Source organism: Pseudomonas sp. P4_B3 (assembly GCF_056402295.1).
In genome coordinates, this window is the sequence record NZ_JBFUHR010000014.1 from 49,501 (window position 1) to 67,038 (window position 17,538).

General features: G+C 60.7%; 19 protein-coding genes. 6 read left to right on the forward strand and 13 right to left on the reverse strand.

Annotation, left to right across the window (positions count from 1 at the left end; all coding sequences use genetic code 11):
• Positions 1-110: 110 nt before the first annotated feature.
• The 7 genes from benC to AC1DWG_RS17400 all read right to left on the reverse strand — a co-directional run bounded on the left by benC (position 111) and on the right by AC1DWG_RS17400 (position 6,840).
• Complete coding sequence (benC, locus tag AC1DWG_RS17370; RefSeq protein ID WP_477764853.1) at positions 111-1,124, reverse strand: benzoate 1,2-dioxygenase electron transfer component BenC; 1,014 nt, start codon at positions 1,122-1,124, stop codon at positions 111-113.
• A 10-nt stretch (positions 1,125-1,134) separates the two neighbouring features.
• The gene (gene benB / locus AC1DWG_RS17375; protein WP_477788080.1) at positions 1,135-1,623 is read right to left on the reverse strand and encodes a benzoate 1,2-dioxygenase small subunit; all 489 of its coding nucleotides are present in this window, start codon (positions 1,621-1,623) and stop codon (positions 1,135-1,137) included.
• Positions 1,620-2,984 carry a benzoate 1,2-dioxygenase large subunit gene (gene benA / locus AC1DWG_RS17380; protein ID WP_477764855.1) on the reverse strand — a complete coding sequence of 455 codons (1,365 nt, stop codon included), beginning with the start codon at positions 2,982-2,984 and terminating at the stop codon, positions 1,620-1,622. The genes benB and benA overlap by 4 nt, the downstream gene beginning before the upstream one ends.
• Positions 2,985-3,242: 258 nt before the next feature.
• Positions 3,243-4,202: an AraC family transcriptional regulator gene (locus AC1DWG_RS17385; RefSeq protein WP_477753869.1), complete on the reverse strand. Its 960-nt coding sequence runs from the start codon at positions 4,200-4,202 to the stop codon at positions 3,243-3,245.
• Between the two features lie 215 nt (positions 4,203-4,417).
• Positions 4,418-5,347: a catechol 1,2-dioxygenase gene (gene catA / locus AC1DWG_RS17390; RefSeq protein WP_477764857.1), complete on the reverse strand. Its 930-nt coding sequence runs from the start codon at positions 5,345-5,347 to the stop codon at positions 4,418-4,420.
• 52 nt (positions 5,348-5,399) lie between these two features.
• A complete protein-coding gene (gene catC / locus AC1DWG_RS17395) occupies positions 5,400-5,690 on the reverse strand; it encodes a muconolactone Delta-isomerase (protein WP_008053771.1) in 291 nt (96 codons plus the stop codon).
• 10 nt (positions 5,691-5,700) lie between these two features.
• The gene (locus AC1DWG_RS17400; RefSeq protein WP_477788081.1) at positions 5,701-6,840 is read right to left on the reverse strand and encodes a muconate cycloisomerase family protein; all 1,140 of its coding nucleotides are present in this window, start codon (positions 6,838-6,840) and stop codon (positions 5,701-5,703) included.
• Between the two features lie 127 nt (positions 6,841-6,967).
• On the opposite strand from AC1DWG_RS17400, the gene AC1DWG_RS17405 reads away from it, so the two are divergent.
• Entirely contained in the window at positions 6,968-7,855 is an 888-nt protein-coding gene (locus AC1DWG_RS17405; RefSeq protein ID WP_477788082.1) for a LysR family transcriptional regulator, read from the forward strand.
• Between the two features lie 84 nt (positions 7,856-7,939).
• Here the strand turns inward: AC1DWG_RS17405 and AC1DWG_RS17410 are convergent, their stop codons facing one another.
• Positions 7,940-8,839: a polysaccharide deacetylase family protein gene (locus tag AC1DWG_RS17410; protein WP_477764859.1), complete on the reverse strand. Its 900-nt coding sequence runs from the start codon at positions 8,837-8,839 to the stop codon at positions 7,940-7,942.
• A 197-nt stretch (positions 8,840-9,036) separates the two neighbouring features.
• Between AC1DWG_RS17410 and AC1DWG_RS17415 the strand changes: the two genes are divergently transcribed.
• Complete coding sequence (locus tag AC1DWG_RS17415; protein ID WP_477764860.1) at positions 9,037-9,717, forward strand: SOS response-associated peptidase family protein; 681 nt, start codon at positions 9,037-9,039, stop codon at positions 9,715-9,717.
• A 62-nt stretch (positions 9,718-9,779) separates the two neighbouring features.
• On the opposite strand, the gene AC1DWG_RS17420 is transcribed toward AC1DWG_RS17415, so the two are convergent.
• The 3 genes from AC1DWG_RS17420 to AC1DWG_RS17430 all read right to left on the reverse strand — a co-directional run bounded on the left by AC1DWG_RS17420 (position 9,780) and on the right by AC1DWG_RS17430 (position 11,000).
• A complete protein-coding gene (locus tag AC1DWG_RS17420; protein WP_477788083.1) occupies positions 9,780-9,926 on the reverse strand; it encodes a hypothetical protein in 147 nt (48 codons plus the stop codon).
• Between the two features lie 64 nt (positions 9,927-9,990).
• Entirely contained in the window at positions 9,991-10,302 is a 312-nt protein-coding gene (locus tag AC1DWG_RS17425) for an AzlD domain-containing protein (RefSeq protein WP_015095729.1), read from the reverse strand.
• Positions 10,302-11,000 carry an AzlC family ABC transporter permease gene (locus AC1DWG_RS17430; protein ID WP_477764862.1) on the reverse strand — a complete coding sequence of 233 codons (699 nt, stop codon included), beginning with the start codon at positions 10,998-11,000 and terminating at the stop codon, positions 10,302-10,304. The genes AC1DWG_RS17425 and AC1DWG_RS17430 overlap by 1 nt, the downstream gene beginning before the upstream one ends.
• Before the next feature lie 168 nt (positions 11,001-11,168).
• Between AC1DWG_RS17430 and AC1DWG_RS17435 the strand changes: the two genes are divergently transcribed.
• The 3 genes from AC1DWG_RS17435 (at position 11,169) to AC1DWG_RS17445 (ending at position 13,687) form a co-directional block, all read left to right on the forward strand.
• Positions 11,169-12,104 carry a sensor domain-containing diguanylate cyclase gene (locus AC1DWG_RS17435; protein ID WP_477764863.1) on the forward strand — a complete coding sequence of 312 codons (936 nt, stop codon included), beginning with the start codon at positions 11,169-11,171 and terminating at the stop codon, positions 12,102-12,104.
• A gap of 284 nt (positions 12,105-12,388) precedes the next feature.
• Complete coding sequence (gene dapA, locus AC1DWG_RS17440) at positions 12,389-13,264, forward strand: 4-hydroxy-tetrahydrodipicolinate synthase (RefSeq protein WP_477788084.1); 876 nt, start codon at positions 12,389-12,391, stop codon at positions 13,262-13,264.
• Between the two features lie 60 nt (positions 13,265-13,324).
• On the forward strand, positions 13,325-13,687 hold the full coding sequence (locus AC1DWG_RS17445) for a DUF2784 domain-containing protein (protein ID WP_477788085.1): 363 nt from the start codon (positions 13,325-13,327) through the stop codon (positions 13,685-13,687).
• Between the two features lie 79 nt (positions 13,688-13,766).
• Here AC1DWG_RS17445 and AC1DWG_RS17450 read toward each other — a convergent pair whose 3' ends face one another.
• Positions 13,767-15,311 (reverse strand): sensor domain-containing diguanylate cyclase, encoded by a 1,545-nt coding sequence (locus AC1DWG_RS17450; protein ID WP_477764866.1) that lies wholly within the window; start codon positions 15,309-15,311, stop codon positions 13,767-13,769.
• Between the two features lie 84 nt (positions 15,312-15,395).
• On the reverse strand, positions 15,396-15,923 hold the full coding sequence (locus tag AC1DWG_RS17455; protein WP_477764867.1) for a DUF3087 domain-containing protein: 528 nt from the start codon (positions 15,921-15,923) through the stop codon (positions 15,396-15,398).
• A 234-nt stretch (positions 15,924-16,157) separates the two neighbouring features.
• Between AC1DWG_RS17455 and ppnN the strand changes: the two genes are divergently transcribed.
• On the forward strand, positions 16,158-17,531 hold the full coding sequence (gene ppnN / locus AC1DWG_RS17460; protein ID WP_477788086.1) for a nucleotide 5'-monophosphate nucleosidase PpnN: 1,374 nt from the start codon (positions 16,158-16,160) through the stop codon (positions 17,529-17,531).
• Positions 17,532-17,538: the final 7 nt, after the last annotated feature.

The window sequence follows — 17,538 nt, forward strand, 5'->3', positions numbered from 1 at the left end:
TAGGAGCTGCCGAAGGCTGCGATCTTTTGATCCTGGATTTTGAAAAGCACAATCAAAAGATCGCAGCCTCGTTTCACTCGGCAGCTCCTACAGGGATCAGCGAAATACGGTTATGCCGCGCTGGCGGCGAATTTCTCGAAGTAGAAGTTGGCCGGTGCGATGCCTTGTTCGCGGATGAACTGGCTGACGGCCTCGACCATCGGCGGCGGGCCGCACAGGTAAACGTCGACGTCGCCATCGTTCAAATGCTTTGGCTCGATGTGCTGGGTCACGTAGCCCTTGAGCGGGTGCTGACTCTCGGGGCTGGCGACGCAAGCGCTGAAGGTGAAGTTGGGGATGCGCGCGGCGAAGGCTTCGAGGCGGTCGACTTCCACCAGGTCGAAATCGTGGGTCACGCCGTAGATCAGATGCAGCGGATGATCGCTGCCCTGCTCGGCGATCTTCTCCAGCATCGCGGTGAACGGGGCCAGCCCGGTGCCACCGGCCAACAGCAACAGCGGCCGACGGATGTCGCGCAGGTAAAAGCTGCCCAAGGGACCTGCCAGGCTCATGCTGTCACCGGCCTTGGCCATGCCGGTCAGGAAACTGCTCATCAAGCCACCGGGCACGTTGCGGATCAGGAAGCTGACCTCGCCGTCGCGCTGCAACGAGCTGAACGAATAGGCACGGGTCTGCTCGCTGCCGGGGATCCCCAGGTTCACATATTGCCCCGGCAGGAACGCCAGCTTGCTCAAGGCCTCGCCCTTGATCGACAGCGCGATGGTGCTGTCGGACAACTGGCGCACGGCGCTGATGGTCGCGTCGTAGCAGGCCTGACGGGTGCGGCAAACCTGCGAGGAGGTCGGTACGCGCACCACGCAATCGCTTTGGGCGCGCATCTGGCAGGTCAGGACAAAACCCTGCTCGGCCTCTTCAGGGCTGAGGGCGTCTTCGATGTACTCCTCACCCAAGTCGTAGGTGCCGGCTTCGGCAAAACACTTGCAGGTGCCGCAAGCGCCGTCGCGGCAGTCCAGCGGAATATTGATGCCCTGGCGGTACGCGGCATCGGCCACCGTTTCGCCGGCATTGGCGTCGATGAATCGGGTGACGCCGTCTTCAAAGTTGAATGCAATGGAATGGGTCATGACGGCCGCCTCACAGGTGGTAAACATCGATGACCTGACGAACGTAGTCGTTCTTCAGGATCACTTTCTTGGCCTTGATCAACGGGTTTTCACCGCGCACGTCGAGGGTGTAGAAACTGCTGCCGAAATAGCTGTCGACGGTCTTGTAGCGAAAACTCAGGGTGTGCCAGTTAAAGCGCACCTTGCACAGTCCGTCGGCCTGTTCGAGCAGCTCGATGTTGCTGATGTTGTGGGAGGTGCGGGTGTCCGGCACGCTGGCGCTGGAGCGCTCGGTCTTGATGCGAAAGATGCGGTCTTCAAGGCCCGTGCGGTTGCCGTACCAGATCAGCGAGACTTCCCGCTGCGGGTCCTCGGTCAATTCGTCGTTGTCGTCCCAGGACGGCATCCAGTACGTCGCGTCGGGGGCGTACATTTCCAGCCATTCGTCCCACTGCCGGTCGTCGAGGTAGCGCGCTTCGCGGTAGAGGAAATCGCGTACGGCATCAAAGGTGATGGTCATTGCACGTCCTCCACGGCGATCAGTTTCGACTGCTCGGCAGCCAGGGCCTTGAGCATGGTCTGCTGCCAGTACTTGTGTTGCAGCACGAACAGGCCTTCGTCTTCGGTGCGCACGCCACTGAGCAGCGGATGCAGGTCGATCTCTTTGGCGGCTTCGTCGGCACCTTCGATCCAGTGCTCGGCTCCCCGGGACATGTCGTTCCAGGTGGTGACGCTGCCCTGATAGCTGGTCTGGCAGGAGCGGAATTCCTCCAGGTCGTCCGGCGTGGCCATGCCGCTGACGTTGAAAAAATCTTCGTACTGACGAATCCGGCTGGAACGGGCGTGATCGCTCTCGCCCTTGGGGGCGATGCAGTAGATGGTGATTTCCGTGCGGTTGACCGAGATCGGCCGGGCGATACGGATCTGCGAGCTGAACTGGTCCATCAGGTACACGTTGGGGTACAGGCACAGGTTGCGCGAATTCTCGATCATCCAGTCGGCGCGGGCCTTGCCGAAGTCTTGCGCCAGCTGATCGCGACGCTCGTACAGCGGACGGTCCTCCGGGTTGGCCCAGCGGGTCCAGAGCAGCATGTGGCCCTTGTCGAAGGAATAGAAACCACCGCCCTGCTTGGCCCAGCTGCCGGCGCTCATGGTCGGATTGCTGTCACCGGCTTCGCGCTGTTTGCGCTGGTTCTGGGTGGCGGCGTAGTTCCAGTGCACGGAGCTGACGTGGTAGCCGTCGGCGCCGTTTTCGGCGGTGAGTTTCCAGTTGCCTTCGTAGATGTAGCTGGAGGAGCCGCGCAGCACTTCCAGGCCATCGGCGGACTGGTCGACGATCATGTCGATGATCTTCGCCGACTCGCCCAGGTGCTCGACCAGTGGCAGCACATCGGCCTTGAGGCTGCCGAACAGGAAGCCGCGATAGGACTCGAAACGCGCGACACGGGTCAGGTCGTGGGAGCCTTCGCAGTTGAAACTCGACGGGTAGCCGGCGTTGGCCGGATCCTTGACCTTGAGCAGCTTGCCGGAGTTGTTGAAGGTCCAGCCGTGGAACGGGCAGGTGTAGGAGCTCTTGTTGCCGGACTTGTGTCGGCACAGGGTCGCGCCGCGATGGCTGCAGGCATTGATGAAGGCGTTGAGTACACCGTCCTTGTTGCGCGCAATGAAGATCGACTGGCGCCCCATGGTGGTGGTGTAGAAATCGTTGATGTTGGGGATCTGGCTTTCGTGTGCCAGGTACAGCCAGTTGCCCTCGAAGATGTGCTGCATCTCCAGGTCGAACAACCGGGGGTCGGTGAACATTTCGCGTTTGCAGCGATAGAGGCCCTGCTCGGGATCGTCTTCAAGCAGGGAATGCAAATATTCGGGTCGCAGGGACATGGCCGCCGCCTCCATTGTTATTGTTCAGGCAGGGCCATGCTAGGACGGGGGGGCAGGCTGGAGTATCCGCGGGGTGCAGACCTTTATCCGTTTTGTGCAGGGCTCACCGATCGCTACTTGCGGCGACTCCGTTATGGAATACGCACTCATGTAGGAGCTGCCGAAGGCTGCGATCTTTTGATCTTGCCTTTAAAGCAAAATCAAAAGATCGTCCGAACGCGGCCCGAGCCTTCGGCAGCTCCTACAGGGGATATTGATTCAGTGCCGGCGTTTGAGGGTATCGGACGGCAATTCGCCGAACTGCTTGCGATAGCTGTCGGAGAACCGGCCCAGGTGCAGGAAGCCGTAATCCATCGCCACTTCGGTGACGTTGCGCACGTTGCAGGTCGGGTCGCTGAGGCAGGCGTTGATGCGTTCCAGGCGTTTCTGGCGCTGGTAGTTTTTCGGCGTAAGGCCGGCATTGCGCTCGAACAGTCCGTACAACGAGCGCAGGCTCATGTGCGCCTGGCGCGCCAGTGCTTCGCTGTCGATGTCCTGCTTGAGGTTATTGGCGATGTAATCGGCAATCGCCTCGAACGTGGCCGTCTGCGAGCCCGGTTCGAGGCGGCAGACATTGGTTTTCATCAGGCTGAGCATCTTGCTGACGATGATCTGCGTGTAATGCTCCTGCACCCTGGGGATCTGCTCGGTGGATTCAGCCTCCTGGCAGATCATCGCCAACAGGTTGACGAAACCTTCCAGTTCATTGAGCTGATAACGGTTTTCCAGAAACCGCACGCCCTGCCGCGGATAGCGCCAGCGCTGCTCATCGCAGACCGATTCGAACAAGCGGGTCGGGACTTTGAGGATGAATTTTTCGCAATCGGCGGAGTACGTCAGGTCCACCGGATCATCGGGATTGATCAGCAGCAATTCGCCGGGAGCGAAGTAATGTTCCTGGCCGTGGCCACGCCACAGGCAATTGCCGCGCAGCAGCACTTGCAGGTGATAAATGCTGTCCAGCGCACCGGACGTCACGCGCACGCTGGCACCGTAGCTGATGCGGCACAAGTCGAGGCTGGCGAACTTGCGATGATCAAGGCTGGCCAGCGGACTGCCGGCGCGGGGCATGAGAATGCAGTGGTTGCCGACGTGCTGATTGACGTAGCCCGACACCGCATAAGGGTCGGCATGGTCGAATACTCTGCTGCGCTGACTCAACAGTTGAGCTTGCATCATCGGGTCACTCTCATTGTTGTTATAGGTTGCGTCGGGGCATTCTAAGGCAGTCCTTGCAGCGGTGTATCAATGCACTGACCTGTGAAGGGGTCATCGAACAACATCAATCCCCTGTAGGAGCTGCCGAAGGCTCGGGCCGCGTTCGGACGATCTTTTGATCTTGAAAGATCGCTGCCTCGTTGCACTCGACAGCTCCTACAGGGGAGCGCGGATAATCAGTCTTCCAGTGCGCGGACCCGCTCGTGGCGCTGCTGCTCTTCAGGCTGGGCCGACGACTGCAAGGTGAAGTCGAACTCGATTTCGGCAAAGCGACCGCTCACACCATGGGCCGCCGCGCGCTGCTGATCGTCACTGAAGGTGATCCTGGCGATCAATTCGTCACGGGTGGCGTAGGCAAAATCGTCGTGCAGGTACTGATCGCCGTCGAGGTTGATCTGGGTGGTCAGGTGGCGATGATCCGGCGCGGAAATGAAGAAGTGCACGTGCGCCGGACGCTGGCCATGACGGCCCAGTTGATCGAGCAGTTGCTGGGTCGGACCGTCCGGCGGGCAGCCGTAGCCCGACGGCACGATGCTACGGAAACGGTAGCGGCCTTCGGCATCGGTCACGATGCGGCGACGCAGGTTGAATTCCGACTGCGTGGTATCGAAGTACGAGTAGGTGCCACCGGTATTGGCGTGCCAGACGTCTACCACGGCACCAGCCAGGGGTTCGCCAGCGGTGTTGAACACGCGGCCTTGCATGAACAGGGTCACGCCCGGATCGACGCCATCGTCGAGGCGCGCTTCGCCCACCGACAGCGGCGCACCCGCCACGTACAGCGGGCCTTCGATGGTGCGCGGCGTGCCGCCGGACTTGCCGGCCTGTTCGTCTTCGGCGTCCATCAACAGGTCGAGGTAATGCTCCAGACCGACACCGGCCACCAGCAGCCCGGCTTCCTGGCGCGCACCCAGCACGTTGAGGTAGTTGACGGCTTTCCAGAATTCTTCCGGGGTCACGGCCAGGTCTTCGATGATGTTCACCGAATCACGCAGGATGCGGTACACCAGCGCCTTGGTCCGTGGATTGCCGGCGTCGTTGAGCAGGCCGCTGGCTTCTTCGAGAAATTTCTGGACTTCGGCAGTGTGGGAAATCTTGACGTTCATTCTGGGTTCCTCATCTTGTAATTATTAGCGTAGCGCGCTGAACAGGCTGGACTCAGCGGTCATCGTCACGGATGGAAGAAGGATGCCGGCACATCGCGTCGATCTCGATGGCCATGTACGGAAACAGTGGCAATTGCATCAGCAGGTCATGCAGTTCCTGAACGCTGTCGACATCGAACACGCTGTAGTTGGCGTAGTGCCCGGCGATGCGCCACAGGTGGCGCCACTTGCCCTGCTCTTGCAGACGCTGGGCCAGGGCTTTTTCGTCAGCCTTGAGTTTGGCGGCTGCCTCCGGGTTCATGTCGACCGGCAGGTTCACGGTCATTTTTACGTGGAACAGCATAATGCTCTCCTCAGGCTTGATGAATGGTCTTGTCGCGGCGGAAGAACGCCAGGCGCTCCTCATCCAGGCTCAGGCCCAGACCCGGGGTGTTCGGCACGTGCAGTTCAAAATCGCGGTACACCAGCGGTTCGCTGAGAATGTCTTCGGTCAGCAGCAGCGGGCCGAACAGTTCGGTGTCCCACGCCAGTTTGTTCAGGGTGACGAAGGCATGGGCCGAGGCCATGGTGCCCAGGCCACCTTCGAGCATGGTGCCGCCGTACAGGGCGATACCGGCCGCTTCGGCGATGGCGGCGGTGCGCAATACAGCACGTGGGCCACCGTTCTTGGCGATCTTCAGGGCGAACACCGAAGCCGCACCTTCGCGAGCCAGGTTGAACGCATCTTCCACGCATTCGATGGATTCGTCGGCCATGATCGGCGCCGGGCTCATGGCGTTGAGGCGGGCCATGCCGGCGCGGTTGTTGCGCGAGATCGGCTGTTCGATCAGGTCGATGCCATTGGTGCCGAGGATCCGGCAGGCCCGTAGCGCCACCGCTTCGTCCCAGGCCTGATTGACGTCGACCCGCACGCTGGCGCGGTCACCCAGGGCTTTCTTGATCGCAATCACGTGGGCCAGGTCACGGTTGACCTCACCGGCGCCGATCTTCAGTTTGAAGATGCGGTGGCGGCGCAGGTCGAGCATTTTTTCCGCTTCGGCGATGTCTTTCTCGGTGTCGCCGCTGGCCAGGGTCCAGGCCACGGGCAGCGCGTCACGCACACGGCCGCCGAGCAACTCGCTCACCGGCAGGCCGAGGCGTTTGCCCTGGGCGTCGAGCAGCGCGGTTTCGATACCGGATTTGGCGAAGGTGTTGCCACGGATGCTGCGCTCCAGGCGCAACATGGCGGCATTGACATTGCCGCTGTCCTGGCCGATCAACAACGGTGCGAAGTGCGTGTCGATGTTGGTCTTGATGCTGTCCGGGCTTTCATTGCCGTAGGCCAGGCCACCGATGGTGGTGGATTCGCCGATGCCTTCGATGCCGTCGGCGCAACGCACACGAATGATCACCAGGGTCTGGTTCTGCATGGTGTGCATCGCCAGCTTGTGCGGGCGGATGGTCGGCAGATCGACGATGATCGTCTCGATCGACTCAATGGCTGTTGCAAGCATTTCGATACCCGTCAGGTTCTTGAAGTTCTGGAATCGATTCTCGTACGGCTTTTTTCGCGATGCCAATATAGAATTGGTCTGACTTGATACCTTAAAGGTATGCAACTGATCAGCATCTGGAGGCTCCATGGAATTGCGTCACCTGCGTTATTTCCAGGTATTGGCTCAAACCCTCAACTTCACCCGCGCCGCAGAGCTGCTGCACATCGCCCAACCGCCCCTGAGCCGGCAGATCCAGCAACTGGAGGACGAACTGGGGGTGATGCTGCTGGAGCGCGGCCGACCGCTGAAGCTGACCGACGCCGGGCGGTTTTTCCATGAGCACTCCACCTCCCTGCTCGAACAACTGAACAAGGTCTGCGACAACACGCGGCGTATCGGGCTGGGTGAGAAAACCTGGCTGGGGATCGGCTTTGCGCCATCGACACTGTATGGCGTGCTGCCGGAACTGATCCGCCGCTTGCGCAGCGGCGAGCCGCTGGAGCTGGAACTGGGGCTGTCGGAAATGACCACGTTGCAACAGGTGCAGGCGCTCAAGGCCGGGCGCATAGACATCGGTTTCGGCCGGATCCGCATCGACGATCCGGCCATCGTCCAGACCGTGCTCACCGAAGACCGCCTGGTCGCCGCCCTGCCCGCCGGGCATCCGCTGCTCGCCGGTCCCATCAGCCTGCGGGAGCTGGCAAAGGAACCCTTTGTGCTGTACCCCGGCAACCCACGGCCGAGTTACGCCGACCATGTGATTGCCCTGTTTGAGTCCTATGGCGTGCGCATCCACGTCGCGCAATGGACCAACGAGCTGCAAACGGCGATCGGCCTGGTGGGGGCAGGCATCGGGGTCACGCTGGTGCCCGCCTCGGTGCAGTTGCTGCACCGCGACGACATCGGTTTCACACCATTGCTGGAAGACAACGCCACCTCGCCGATCATTCTCAGCCGACGGGTGGGCGATGTGTCGCCGGGGTTGAACCATTGTTTGCGGATGATAGATGAGCTGCTGCCACCGGCAATTTAAGGCAGTAAATACCTGTGTCGAGGGAGCTTGTCGGAACCCCGCACCGCCCCGCTGGGCTGCGTAGCGGCCCTATCTGCACGTTTTCTAATGGGCGTTCCCGCCCCAGATCCAATTCCAGAACCCCGGCAACTCGACCGGCTGCGAATCGTCGCGCACGGTTCGCGCCATGGCAGCCCGCAGCAACGCGGCCTGATCCTCGTAAAACGGCTTGTCCGCGGTTTTCACTCCGGTCTCCCGGGCGCTGTCGAGCAGAATCTGCAGGTATTCGCGGGTATGCCGGGCGGTATAACGGTTGAGGTCGTGGAAGGTCACCACCACCGGAATCACCCCATCGACCACCGGCAGTTCGCCGCGGGCAATGCGTTCGCGAACTTCGGACATCGAACGCAGCATGTGCGACCGGCGCCGGGGGCTGGCGTTGAAGCCCCAGATTTTGCCGTCATTGGCGCTCAAGTCCGTCAACAGCACATGCAGGCCATGCCGCTGATAAGCGGCGAAGGTGCGTTTGTCGTAGTTCCAGAATGGCGGGCGCAGCAAGGTTGGGGGGGCGCCGGTGATCGCCGCGATGTCGGCGCTGCCATCGGTCAGGGACTGCTCCAGCTCCTGGGGCTCCAGCGAGCGATGATTGGTGTGCCAGGGCGTGGCGGTGTGGAAGCCCAGGATATGACCTTCGGCGTGTTCGCGGCGCATGATGTCCCGGCCCAGCTCGCTGCCGCCAGCCCGCGGTGCGCGGGTTTGCACGAAGAACACGGCTTTGATGCCCGGTTGCAGCGGGTTTTGCGCCAGGCTCTCGAGCACCGTCACGGTCGGATTCCACCAGCTCGATGCACTGGGACCGTCATCGAAGGTCAGCAGAAAGCGGATGGGGGGTTGCTCGTGTAAACGCTGCTCGGTCTGCGCAGTCATTTCGATCGGTGCTGCGATGCACCCCAGCAGACCCACTGCCAGGGCGCACACCGTTAAACACTTGAACAATTGTTTCATCTTTTGCCTTGGGCCAGACCATCACGGTCGATACTTCAACTGGCAGGAATCCTTCGCCCGTTCATCCGTCGTTGGCCCGCATCGAGACGGCGGGCCGAGGTTGGATAAGGTACACACAGTTTGGTTCAAGTGCTTGCCAAGCCTGTTTCGTCGCCACCATCTAAACTGAAAAAAATGCTCAACCAGAGTGTCAGGCCATGTGCGGACGACTGTCGCAATACCGCGGGATTCACGACTTCGTGGCGGTGCTGAGCATCCCCGACGCGCTGATCAATCACGTCGGCAACGAACCCCTGGCGCACTATAACGCCGCCCCCACCACGCAACTCGCCCTGTTGCACCTGGAGAATGAGCGACTGCACGCCGACGCCGTGCGCTGGGGTTGGCGACCGCACTGGTCGACGGATCGCACGGAGCCGATCAATGCCCGGGTCGAGAAAGTCGCCCACGGCCCGTACTTCCGGGCGATCTGGCCCCATCGCGCGATCTGCCCGATTGATAACTGGTTCGAATGGGTCGACGCCGGTGACGGCAACAAACAACCGTGGCTGATCCGGCGACGCAACCGGGCACCGGTTTTCTGCGCGGCGATCGGCCAGTACCCCATCGGCGGAGCCCCTCACAGGGAGCACGACGGTTTCGTCATCCTGACGGCCGACAGCGCGGGCGGGATGCTTGACGTGCATGACCGACGACCGGTGGTGTTCTCGCCCGAGCTGGCCCGGGAATGGCTGGACCCGGCCACGCCCAAGGAACGAGCCGAGGAAATGGCGTTATCCCAGGGCGAGGTGAGTGATGCATTTGAGTGGTACAAGGTCGACAAGGCTGTTGGCAATGTCAGGAACCAGGGCGCTGCGCTGATTAAAGAAATTCCATGAACCTATCAATAACGACAAAACCCCGCTCAATGGCGCGGGGCTTTGTCGTATTCGCGTGCCGGTCAGAACTTGCGGTCAGGCTCTGACAGTTCCTTACCGTCGTCAGGATGCTTCCAGTCCGGTACCGAACGCTTCTGCTGTTCAAGCTCTTCTTCCGTGGGTTCGTCCTCGTCTTCTTCCGGGTCCGGTTGCTTGGGTTCATTGGCCATGTTCACCTCTCTTCCTGAAGGGATCGGTCATCAACTTAAGCTTAGATCAGTTCCCCTGCCCCGCTCACAGCCACCAGCGCAACAAAAAGAAGAAGCCCATGCTCAACAGCATGCTGAGCAACGTATTGCGCGTGTAAAGCACCAGCCCGACCGCCACCAGCGAGCTGATCAGATAGGGATTGTCCCAGTGCAGATTCAGCTGTTTTTCCGGCATGAACACAATCGGCCCACAGATGGCGGTCAACATGCCCGGCACGGCAAACCCGAGGAACTGCCGGGCATTGCTGCTCAGGCGCACCGGCAATCGCGGTTCCAGAAAAACATAGCGGTTGAGGAACACCAACACGCCCATTCCGACAATCACTGCCCAGACCATCATGTGCGTCCACCGTAGAATTTATTGCAGACAAACCCGGCGGTCATCCCCGCCAACCCCGACAGCACCAGCGCCGAGCCCCATTGCCAGTAGCTGAACAACACCGAGCAGAACAGCGACACCGCCACGCACACCACGGTCGGCACGTTGCGTACCACCGGGGTGATCAGGGCAATGAAGGTGGCCGCGATGGAGAAGTCCAGGCCCAGGTGTTCAAGGCCGGGAATGCTGCTGCCAAGGACGATGCCCGCCAAGGTGAACAGGTTCCAGGCGATGTAGAACGTCAGGCCCACGCCCAGGGCGTACCAGCGGTTGAACTGCTGTTTGTCGTGCTGGCTGGTCAGGGCGAACAACTCGTCGGTGAGCAAAAAACCCAGGCCCGCGCGCCAGCGCCCCGGCAAAGGAGCAATCACCGAGCGCATGCTCATCCCGTAGAGCAAATGCTGGGAGGTCAGCAGCAGCGTAGTCAGCAAGATCGAAAAAATCCCGGCACCACCCTTGAGCATGCCAATGGCCACCAGTTGCGCGGCACCGGCAAACACAATGCTCGACAGACCCTGGCCTTGCAGGGGCGTGAGGTTGGCCTCGATGGCCATGGAACCGGCCAGCAGTCCCCAGGGCGCGGTGGCCAGGGACAGCGGCATGATCGCTGCGGCGCCGCGCAGAAAGGCACTGCGGGGCATGAGTGAGTTGGACATGACGCTCTACAGACAGGGAAAGACCCCAGACTTTGCCAGCTGTGGCGTTCAATGGCTTGAACAATCTTGCTCACTGATACGACTGCATGCCATTCATCGGCTACCCGCTTGATTCGCCAAAGTGGTAGCAACATGATGGCGCTGCATTTTCATCGAGGCAGGCCCTTCATGAGTTCAGTTGAAACCGACAGCGACGTTTATAAAACCTTGCTTGAGTCGACCCGGGCGATTCCCTGGCGCATCGACTGGAAAACCAAGACCTTCAGCTACATCGGGCCGCAGATCGAAGAACTGCTGGGCTGGACGCAGAATAGCTGGGCCTCGGTCAATGACTGGGTCGAGCGCATGCACCCGGATGATCGCGACTACGTGATGGACTTCTGCGTCTCGCAATCGCGCGCCGGTATCGATCACGAAGCCGACTATCGCGCACTCACCGAAAGCGGCGAGTACGTGTGGATCCGCGATGTGGTGCACGTGGTGCGCAAGGACGGCGAAGTCGAGGCGCTGGTGGGTTTCATGTTCGACATCAGCGAGCGCAAGAAAACCGAAGAACACCTGATCCGCCTGCAAAAACAGCTTGAAGAGTATTCCTTCCAGGACGGCCTCACTGGCATCGCCAACCGGCGCATGTTCGACACCGTGCTGGAACGCGAGTGGAACCACGCCCACCGCACCGGTTTGCCATTGTCGGTGCTGGTGCTGGATATCGACTACTTCAAGCAGTACAACGACCATTACGGCCACATCAAGGGCGACGAATGCCTGCGCCGCGTCGCGCAAACCTTGTCCCTGGCGGCGAACCGGCCACGGGATTTCATTGCGCGGATCGGCGGTGAAGAGTTTGTCTGGCTGCTGCCGGAAACCGATGCCGAATCCGCGCGGCTGGTGGCGCACAAATGCCTGCACCTGATTCGCCAGCAGCAGATTACCCATGAATTCTCCGGGGTGTCGAACCTGCTGAGCGTCAGCCTCGGTGTCGGCACCACCGCCGTTTCACCGCATGCCACGGCCCTGGAATTCGTCGAACAGGTCGATCAGTTGCTCTACAAGGCCAAGCACAATGGCCGGATGCGCGCCGAGTTCGCTGATTTTCGTGATTGACAAACGGCGCGCCGGCTTTTAAAACTGGGCGCCTCACTCAGGGTGTAAGCAAGTATGTCCGCAACCTTCAATCTCGACTCTTCCGTCATTGGCTTGATTGCCAAGGCGCAAGATTGCGTTGCGCACGCCCTCAAATCGAAGAAACAGTCGCTCATGTGACCGGGGCGCGCTGTCCCGTCAGATGAGCTGACAGGACATTGAGCGCGACGGACCTCCCTCCCCTTGCTTACCTCCTTCTACGCTCCTGACGGTGACGAAATCGGTCAACCATCAGGAGAAAGTGCATGTCTGCGTTTCAAGGTATCTGGGTTCCACTGGTCACACCGTTCCACAACGGCGCCGTCGATTTCGTCGGCTTGCGGCGGCTGGTCAGCCATTTGCTGGAAAAAGGTGTCGACGGCCTCATCGTTTGCGGCACCACCGGCGAACCGGCGGCGATGGGCAAACATGAGCAACTGGCGGTGCTCGATGCGGTGCTGGAGCTGGTGTCGGCGCAACGGGTGGTCATGGGCCTGGCCGGTAACAACCTGAGCGAGTTGTTGCAGTTCCAGAGCGAGATCCTCAAGCGCCCGGTGGCAGGTCTGCTGGTGCCGGCGCCCTATTACATCCGCCCGTCCCAGATCGGCCTCGAAGCGTTTTTCCGTACGGTCGCCGATGCCTCCAGTGTTCCGTTGATCCTTTACGACATTCCTTACCGTACCGGCGTGGCCTTCGAACAGGCGACCCTGCTCAACATCGTCGCCCACGAGCGGATCGTCGCAATCAAGGATTGCGGCGGCAACTTTTCAAACACCCTCGCCTTGCTCAATAGCGGCCAGGTCGACGTGCTGTGCGGCGAAGACAACCAGATCTTCAGTGCCCTGTGCCTTGGCGCCAAAGGCGCGATTGCCGCGTCGGCGCATGTCCATCCCGAACTGTTCGTGCAGTTGCACCGGCAGATCCGCGACAACCAATTGGCTGAAGGCCGCGCCACGTTTTTCCGTTTGCTGCCGCTGATCAACAGCCTGTTCCTGGAGCCCAACCCGGCCCCGGTGAAAACCGCGCTGGCCCTGGAAGGCTTGATCGGTGACGAACTACGCGAGCCGATGCAACGCAGCAGTGAATCGATGACCGAGCATTTGAAGGACGTGCTCAGGGCATTGGATCGCGACAATCGATAGAGCGCCGGCTTGCGGCCCGAGTACCATGGAGCGATTCGTTCAGCCTTCAGGGGCACCGACATGCTGTACCGAATCGCCGCCGACGGGCTGATGCTGTTTCACCTGTTGTTCATTGTGTTTGTGTTGTTCGGCGGGTTGCTGGTGCTCAAATGGCGCCACCTGATCTGGTGGCATCCGCCCGCTGCGCTGTGGGGTATGGCGGTGGAGTTCTTCCACTTGCCCTGCCCGCTGACCGACTGGGAAAACCACATGCGTCATGGGGCCGGGCAATCTGGCTATGGCGGAGGATTCATCGAGCATTACATTTGGCCCGTGATTTACCCGGCAGGCCTGACACCCGGCATTCAGTTGGGATTGGGCGCCGTGGTACTGGTACTCAATGTACTGGTTTATCTTCGAGTGATCCGGCAATGGGCCGCCTGAATCTTCAACCAGCCAGACGGTCGCGCCTTGGGCTGGTGGCTGGTTCAGGGAACGGACCGGCTTGTCTGACGCCGGACGTTCAGTTGGCAATCACGCTCATGTTCCGCCCACTGGCCTTGGCCACGTACAGCGCCTTGTCTGCCGCACCGATCAGGTCTTCGGGGCGGACCTGGGAATCGGCATTGCTGGCACACACGCCGACGCTGACGGTCACGGCACCTTGCGGGCTGTCACTATGGGCAATTTCGGCCTGTAGCACTGCGCGGCGGATTTTCTCCGCCACCAGAAATGCCCCCACGTAATCGGAGCCAGGCAGCACCACGGCGAACTCTTCGCCACCATAACGGGCGGCCAGGTCACCGGGGCGCTTGATGTTGTCCGTGATGATCGCGCTGACCTTGCGCAAACACTCATCACCGGCCAGGTGGCCGTAGCGGTCGTTGAACGGTTTGAAATGATCGACATCGATCATCAGCAGCGCCAACTCGGCCTGGCTGCGTCGGGCGCGCCCCATTTCGGCATCGATGAAAGCGTCGAGCTGACGCCGGTTGGCCAGCCCCGTCAGCGCGTCCTTGAGGGCCAGGCCCTCGAGGTTGCGATTGACCTCCAGGAGCTTGTCCTGGGTGTCCAGCAACTCGACCTGCACCAGATTCTGCTGCTTCATCAGCTTGATAAGCCGCAACCCCAGCACCCCGAGAAAACTCAGCAACAGCGTGACGATGCAGACGCTGAGCAGGGTTTCCCGGCGCCAACTGGCCAGCACTTCATCCTTGTTCAGCGCGGTAAAAACGATCAGCGGATAACCCTCGACCCGGCGGTATCCCGTCACCCGCTCGACACCGTCGACAATCGACCTGATCGTAGCCATGCCCCCGTCGCCCTTGGGCAACAACTGGGTGAACAATGGGCTCTTGGCGAGGCTGGTGCCGATATCCGTCTCCTTGAAGGGTCTGCGGATGACAATGCTGGCATTGTCGGCGATCAGGTTGATCACCCCGTTACTGCCCATGTCGATGCTGTCGTAGAGTTGCAGGAAATGGCTGAGGTAAATCGACGCCAGCGCCACGCCGGCAAAGCTGCCATCGGGATGATTGACCCGGCGCGAAACCGTCATGATCCATTCACCGCTCGAACGGCTCCTGATCGACGGCCCGATGTGCGGCCCACGGCTAGGGTTATCGCGATGGAAGATGAAGTATTCGCGGTCGGAATTGTTGACGCCGGTTTGGCCTGCGCCATTGGAGTTGGCGATCCACTGCCCTTTTTCGTCGTAAACGAACAGGCCGTGGAGCTGGCTCAACTCACGGCGCTGGACGTTGAGCAGTTGTGGCAGCCGGGATTGATCCACACCTTCGTGCTCCAGACGATCGACCAGGGTGAACAGCAGCGTGTCGGCCTGCTTGATCGTTGCCTGCGCTTGCGAGGCCAGGGTCTGCGCAAGGTTGGACATCGCCACTTCCTTGTCATGCAGCAGGTACTGGCGTGAACTCCAGACCTCCCAGATCACGATAGCCATCATCGACAGGCACACCGCCGCCAGCAGGATCACCGCCGAACGGACTTTGAGTCGGGGCACGGCTGGCCGGAGCATTTCAATATGATCGTTGATCGACGGATGTCGCATGGTGCTCCCTGATTGTCTGTGACAGGGCGAGTCTTCCTGATCGCCGCTTTTGCTCACTATGCCTGCTACAGGCTCGCAATGATGTTAGCGCGCCGCCTGCTTTACCGCCTCCAGCCACGCCGGATCCAGGCGCGTCTGCCCGGTATCGATGCCCAGCGCTTGCATCCGTTCCTTGTGCTGATCCATTTCGCGGATCAACTGGCCGTGGTCGCTGGAGTTGCCATCGAGCTGATGCATCTGGTTCAACCCCAAATGGTAGAAACGCAACAGCTTCATGGCAACCGGATCACCCTGTTCCACGGCCGCCGTTACATGATGCATGACATTGGTGATGCTCATCAGGCTGCGCTTGAGTTGCCAACTATAGACCGCCGGCGCCATCCATTCCTGGCGCCAGAACACTTTGCGCATCAGCGCCGCCATCGCCAGCACCGCAACAAACACGCCACCGACATTGAAGCGCAGATTATCGCCCCCAGCCTCGCCGAACAGAGCCACCGCCGCCGTGGACAGAATCATCGCCAGCGCCAGAAAGATCAGGGCAATGATGACCGTGCTGCGCCGCGTCTGTTGCCGGTAGGTGTCGGCGTTCATCGGCTGGATTTCGAACATTGCGTCGGGTTTCCTGAGCTTCAATGGTAAAAAGGGGTCTGAGGCAAAAAGACAACGGACCATTATGGCCTCTGCGAGGGATTTAGCTATGCTGGGGGTCCTTTTCATCTTTTCATCGTCAAGCGAGGGACGTGGCGAGACCACGCAGTTCGTGCCATCTTCTTCCATGAATACACATTATTCGGATGCCATTCGTGGCTGCTGTGTGAATGACATCGTTTTAAGGATCATTGAATGACCCAACGCCAAGTTATCAACGCCTCCGTCAGCCCCAAAGGCAGCCTGGAAACGCTCTCGCAACGGGAAGTCCAGCAATTGAGCGAAGCCGGTTCCGGTAGCACCTACACCCTCTTCCGCCAGTGCGCCCTGGCCATCCTCAACACTGGCGCCCATGTCGACAACGCCAAGACCATTCTTGAAGCCTATAAAGATTTTGAGATCCGCATTCACCAACAGGACCGCGGCGTACGCCTGGAACTGCTGAACGCTCCGGCCGACGCCTTCGTTGACGGCGAAATGATCGCCAGCACCCGGGAAATGCTGTTCAGCGCCCTGCGTGACATCGTCTACACCGAAAACGAACTCGACAGCCAACGCATCGACCTGAGCAGCTCCCAGGGCATCAGCGACTACGTGTTCCACCTGCTGCGCAACGCCCGCACCCTGCGTCCCGGCGTCGAGCCGAAGATCGTGGTGTGCTGGGGCGGGCACTCGATCAACACCGAAGAATACAAATACACCAAGAAAGTCGGCCATGAACTGGGCCTGCGTAGCCTGGACGTCTGCACCGGGTGCGGCCCCGGCGTGATGAAAGGCCCGATGAAAGGCGCGACCATCGCCCACGCCAAGCAACGCATCCACGGCGGCCGCTACCTGGGCCTGACTGAACCCGGAATCATCGCCGCCGAAGCGCCGAACCCGATCGTCAACGAACTGGTGATCCTGCCGGACATCGAAAAACGCCTGGAAGCCTTCGTCCGCGTCGGCCACGGCATCATCATCTTCCCGGGCGGCGCCGGAACGGCCGAAGAGTTCCTGTACCTGCTCGGCATCCTGATGCACCCGGACAATGAAGGCCTGCCCTTCCCGGTCATCCTCACCGGGCCGAAACATGCCGCGCCGTACCTGGAACAACTGGACGCGTTCGTCGGCGCCACCCTGGGCGACGCCGCCAAGCTGCACTACCAGATCATCATCGATGACCCGGCCGAAGTGGCGCGCCAGATGACCCAGGGCCTCAAAGCGGTCAAGCAGTTCCGTCGCGAGCGCAACGATGCGTTTCACTTCAACTGGCTGTTGAAAATCGACGAAGGCTTCCAGCGCCCGTTCGACCCGACCCACGAAAACATGGCCAACCTGAAACTGAGCCTCGACCTGCCGTCCCACGAACTGGCGGCCAACCTGCGCCGCGCGTTCTCCGGCATCGTCGCCGGCAACGTCAAGGACAAGGGCATCCGCCTGATCGAAGAACACGGGCCGTACCAGATCCGTGGCGACGCGGCGATCATGCACCCGCTGGACCTGCTGCTCAAAGCCTTCGTCGCCCAGCACCGCATGAAACTGCCGGGCGGCGCGGCGTATGTGCCGTGTTATCGGGTGGTGGCTTAAAACCACA

Coding starts and splice junctions, on each gene's coding strand:
- benC (WP_477764853.1), bottom strand. CDS start 1,124: ATGACCCATTCCATTGCATTCAACTTTGAAGACGGCGTCACCCGATTC.
- benB (WP_477788080.1), bottom strand. CDS start 1,623: ATGACCATCACCTTTGATGCCGTACGCGATTTCCTCTACCGCGAAGCG.
- benA (WP_477764855.1), bottom strand. CDS start 2,984: ATGTCCCTGCGACCCGAATATTTGCATTCCCTGCTTGAAGACGATCCC.
- AC1DWG_RS17385 (WP_477753869.1), bottom strand. CDS start 4,202: ATGATGCAAGCTCAACTGTTGAGTCAGCGCAGCAGAGTATTCGACCAT.
- catA (WP_477764857.1), bottom strand. CDS start 5,347: ATGAACGTCAAGATTTCCCACACTGCCGAAGTCCAGAAATTTCTCGAA.
- catC (WP_008053771.1), bottom strand. CDS start 5,690: ATGCTGTTCCACGTAAAAATGACCGTGAACCTGCCGGTCGACATGAAC.
- AC1DWG_RS17400 (WP_477788081.1), bottom strand. CDS start 6,840: ATGCTTGCAACAGCCATTGAGTCGATCGAGACGATCATCGTCGATCTG.
- AC1DWG_RS17405 (WP_477788082.1), top strand. CDS start 6,968: ATGGAATTGCGTCACCTGCGTTATTTCCAGGTATTGGCTCAAACCCTC.
- AC1DWG_RS17410 (WP_477764859.1), bottom strand. CDS start 8,839: ATGAAACAATTGTTCAAGTGTTTAACGGTGTGCGCCCTGGCAGTGGGT.
- AC1DWG_RS17415 (WP_477764860.1), top strand. CDS start 9,037: ATGTGCGGACGACTGTCGCAATACCGCGGGATTCACGACTTCGTGGCG.
- AC1DWG_RS17420 (WP_477788083.1), bottom strand. CDS start 9,926: ATGGCCAATGAACCCAAGCAACCGGACCCGGAAGAAGACGAGGACGAA.
- AC1DWG_RS17425 (WP_015095729.1), bottom strand. CDS start 10,302: ATGGTCTGGGCAGTGATTGTCGGAATGGGCGTGTTGGTGTTCCTCAAC.
- AC1DWG_RS17430 (WP_477764862.1), bottom strand. CDS start 11,000: ATGTCCAACTCACTCATGCCCCGCAGTGCCTTTCTGCGCGGCGCCGCA.
- AC1DWG_RS17435 (WP_477764863.1), top strand. CDS start 11,169: ATGAGTTCAGTTGAAACCGACAGCGACGTTTATAAAACCTTGCTTGAG.
- dapA (WP_477788084.1), top strand. CDS start 12,389: ATGTCTGCGTTTCAAGGTATCTGGGTTCCACTGGTCACACCGTTCCAC.
- AC1DWG_RS17445 (WP_477788085.1), top strand. CDS start 13,325: ATGCTGTACCGAATCGCCGCCGACGGGCTGATGCTGTTTCACCTGTTG.
- AC1DWG_RS17450 (WP_477764866.1), bottom strand. CDS start 15,311: ATGCGACATCCGTCGATCAACGATCATATTGAAATGCTCCGGCCAGCC.
- AC1DWG_RS17455 (WP_477764867.1), bottom strand. CDS start 15,923: ATGTTCGAAATCCAGCCGATGAACGCCGACACCTACCGGCAACAGACG.
- ppnN (WP_477788086.1), top strand. CDS start 16,158: ATGACCCAACGCCAAGTTATCAACGCCTCCGTCAGCCCCAAAGGCAGC.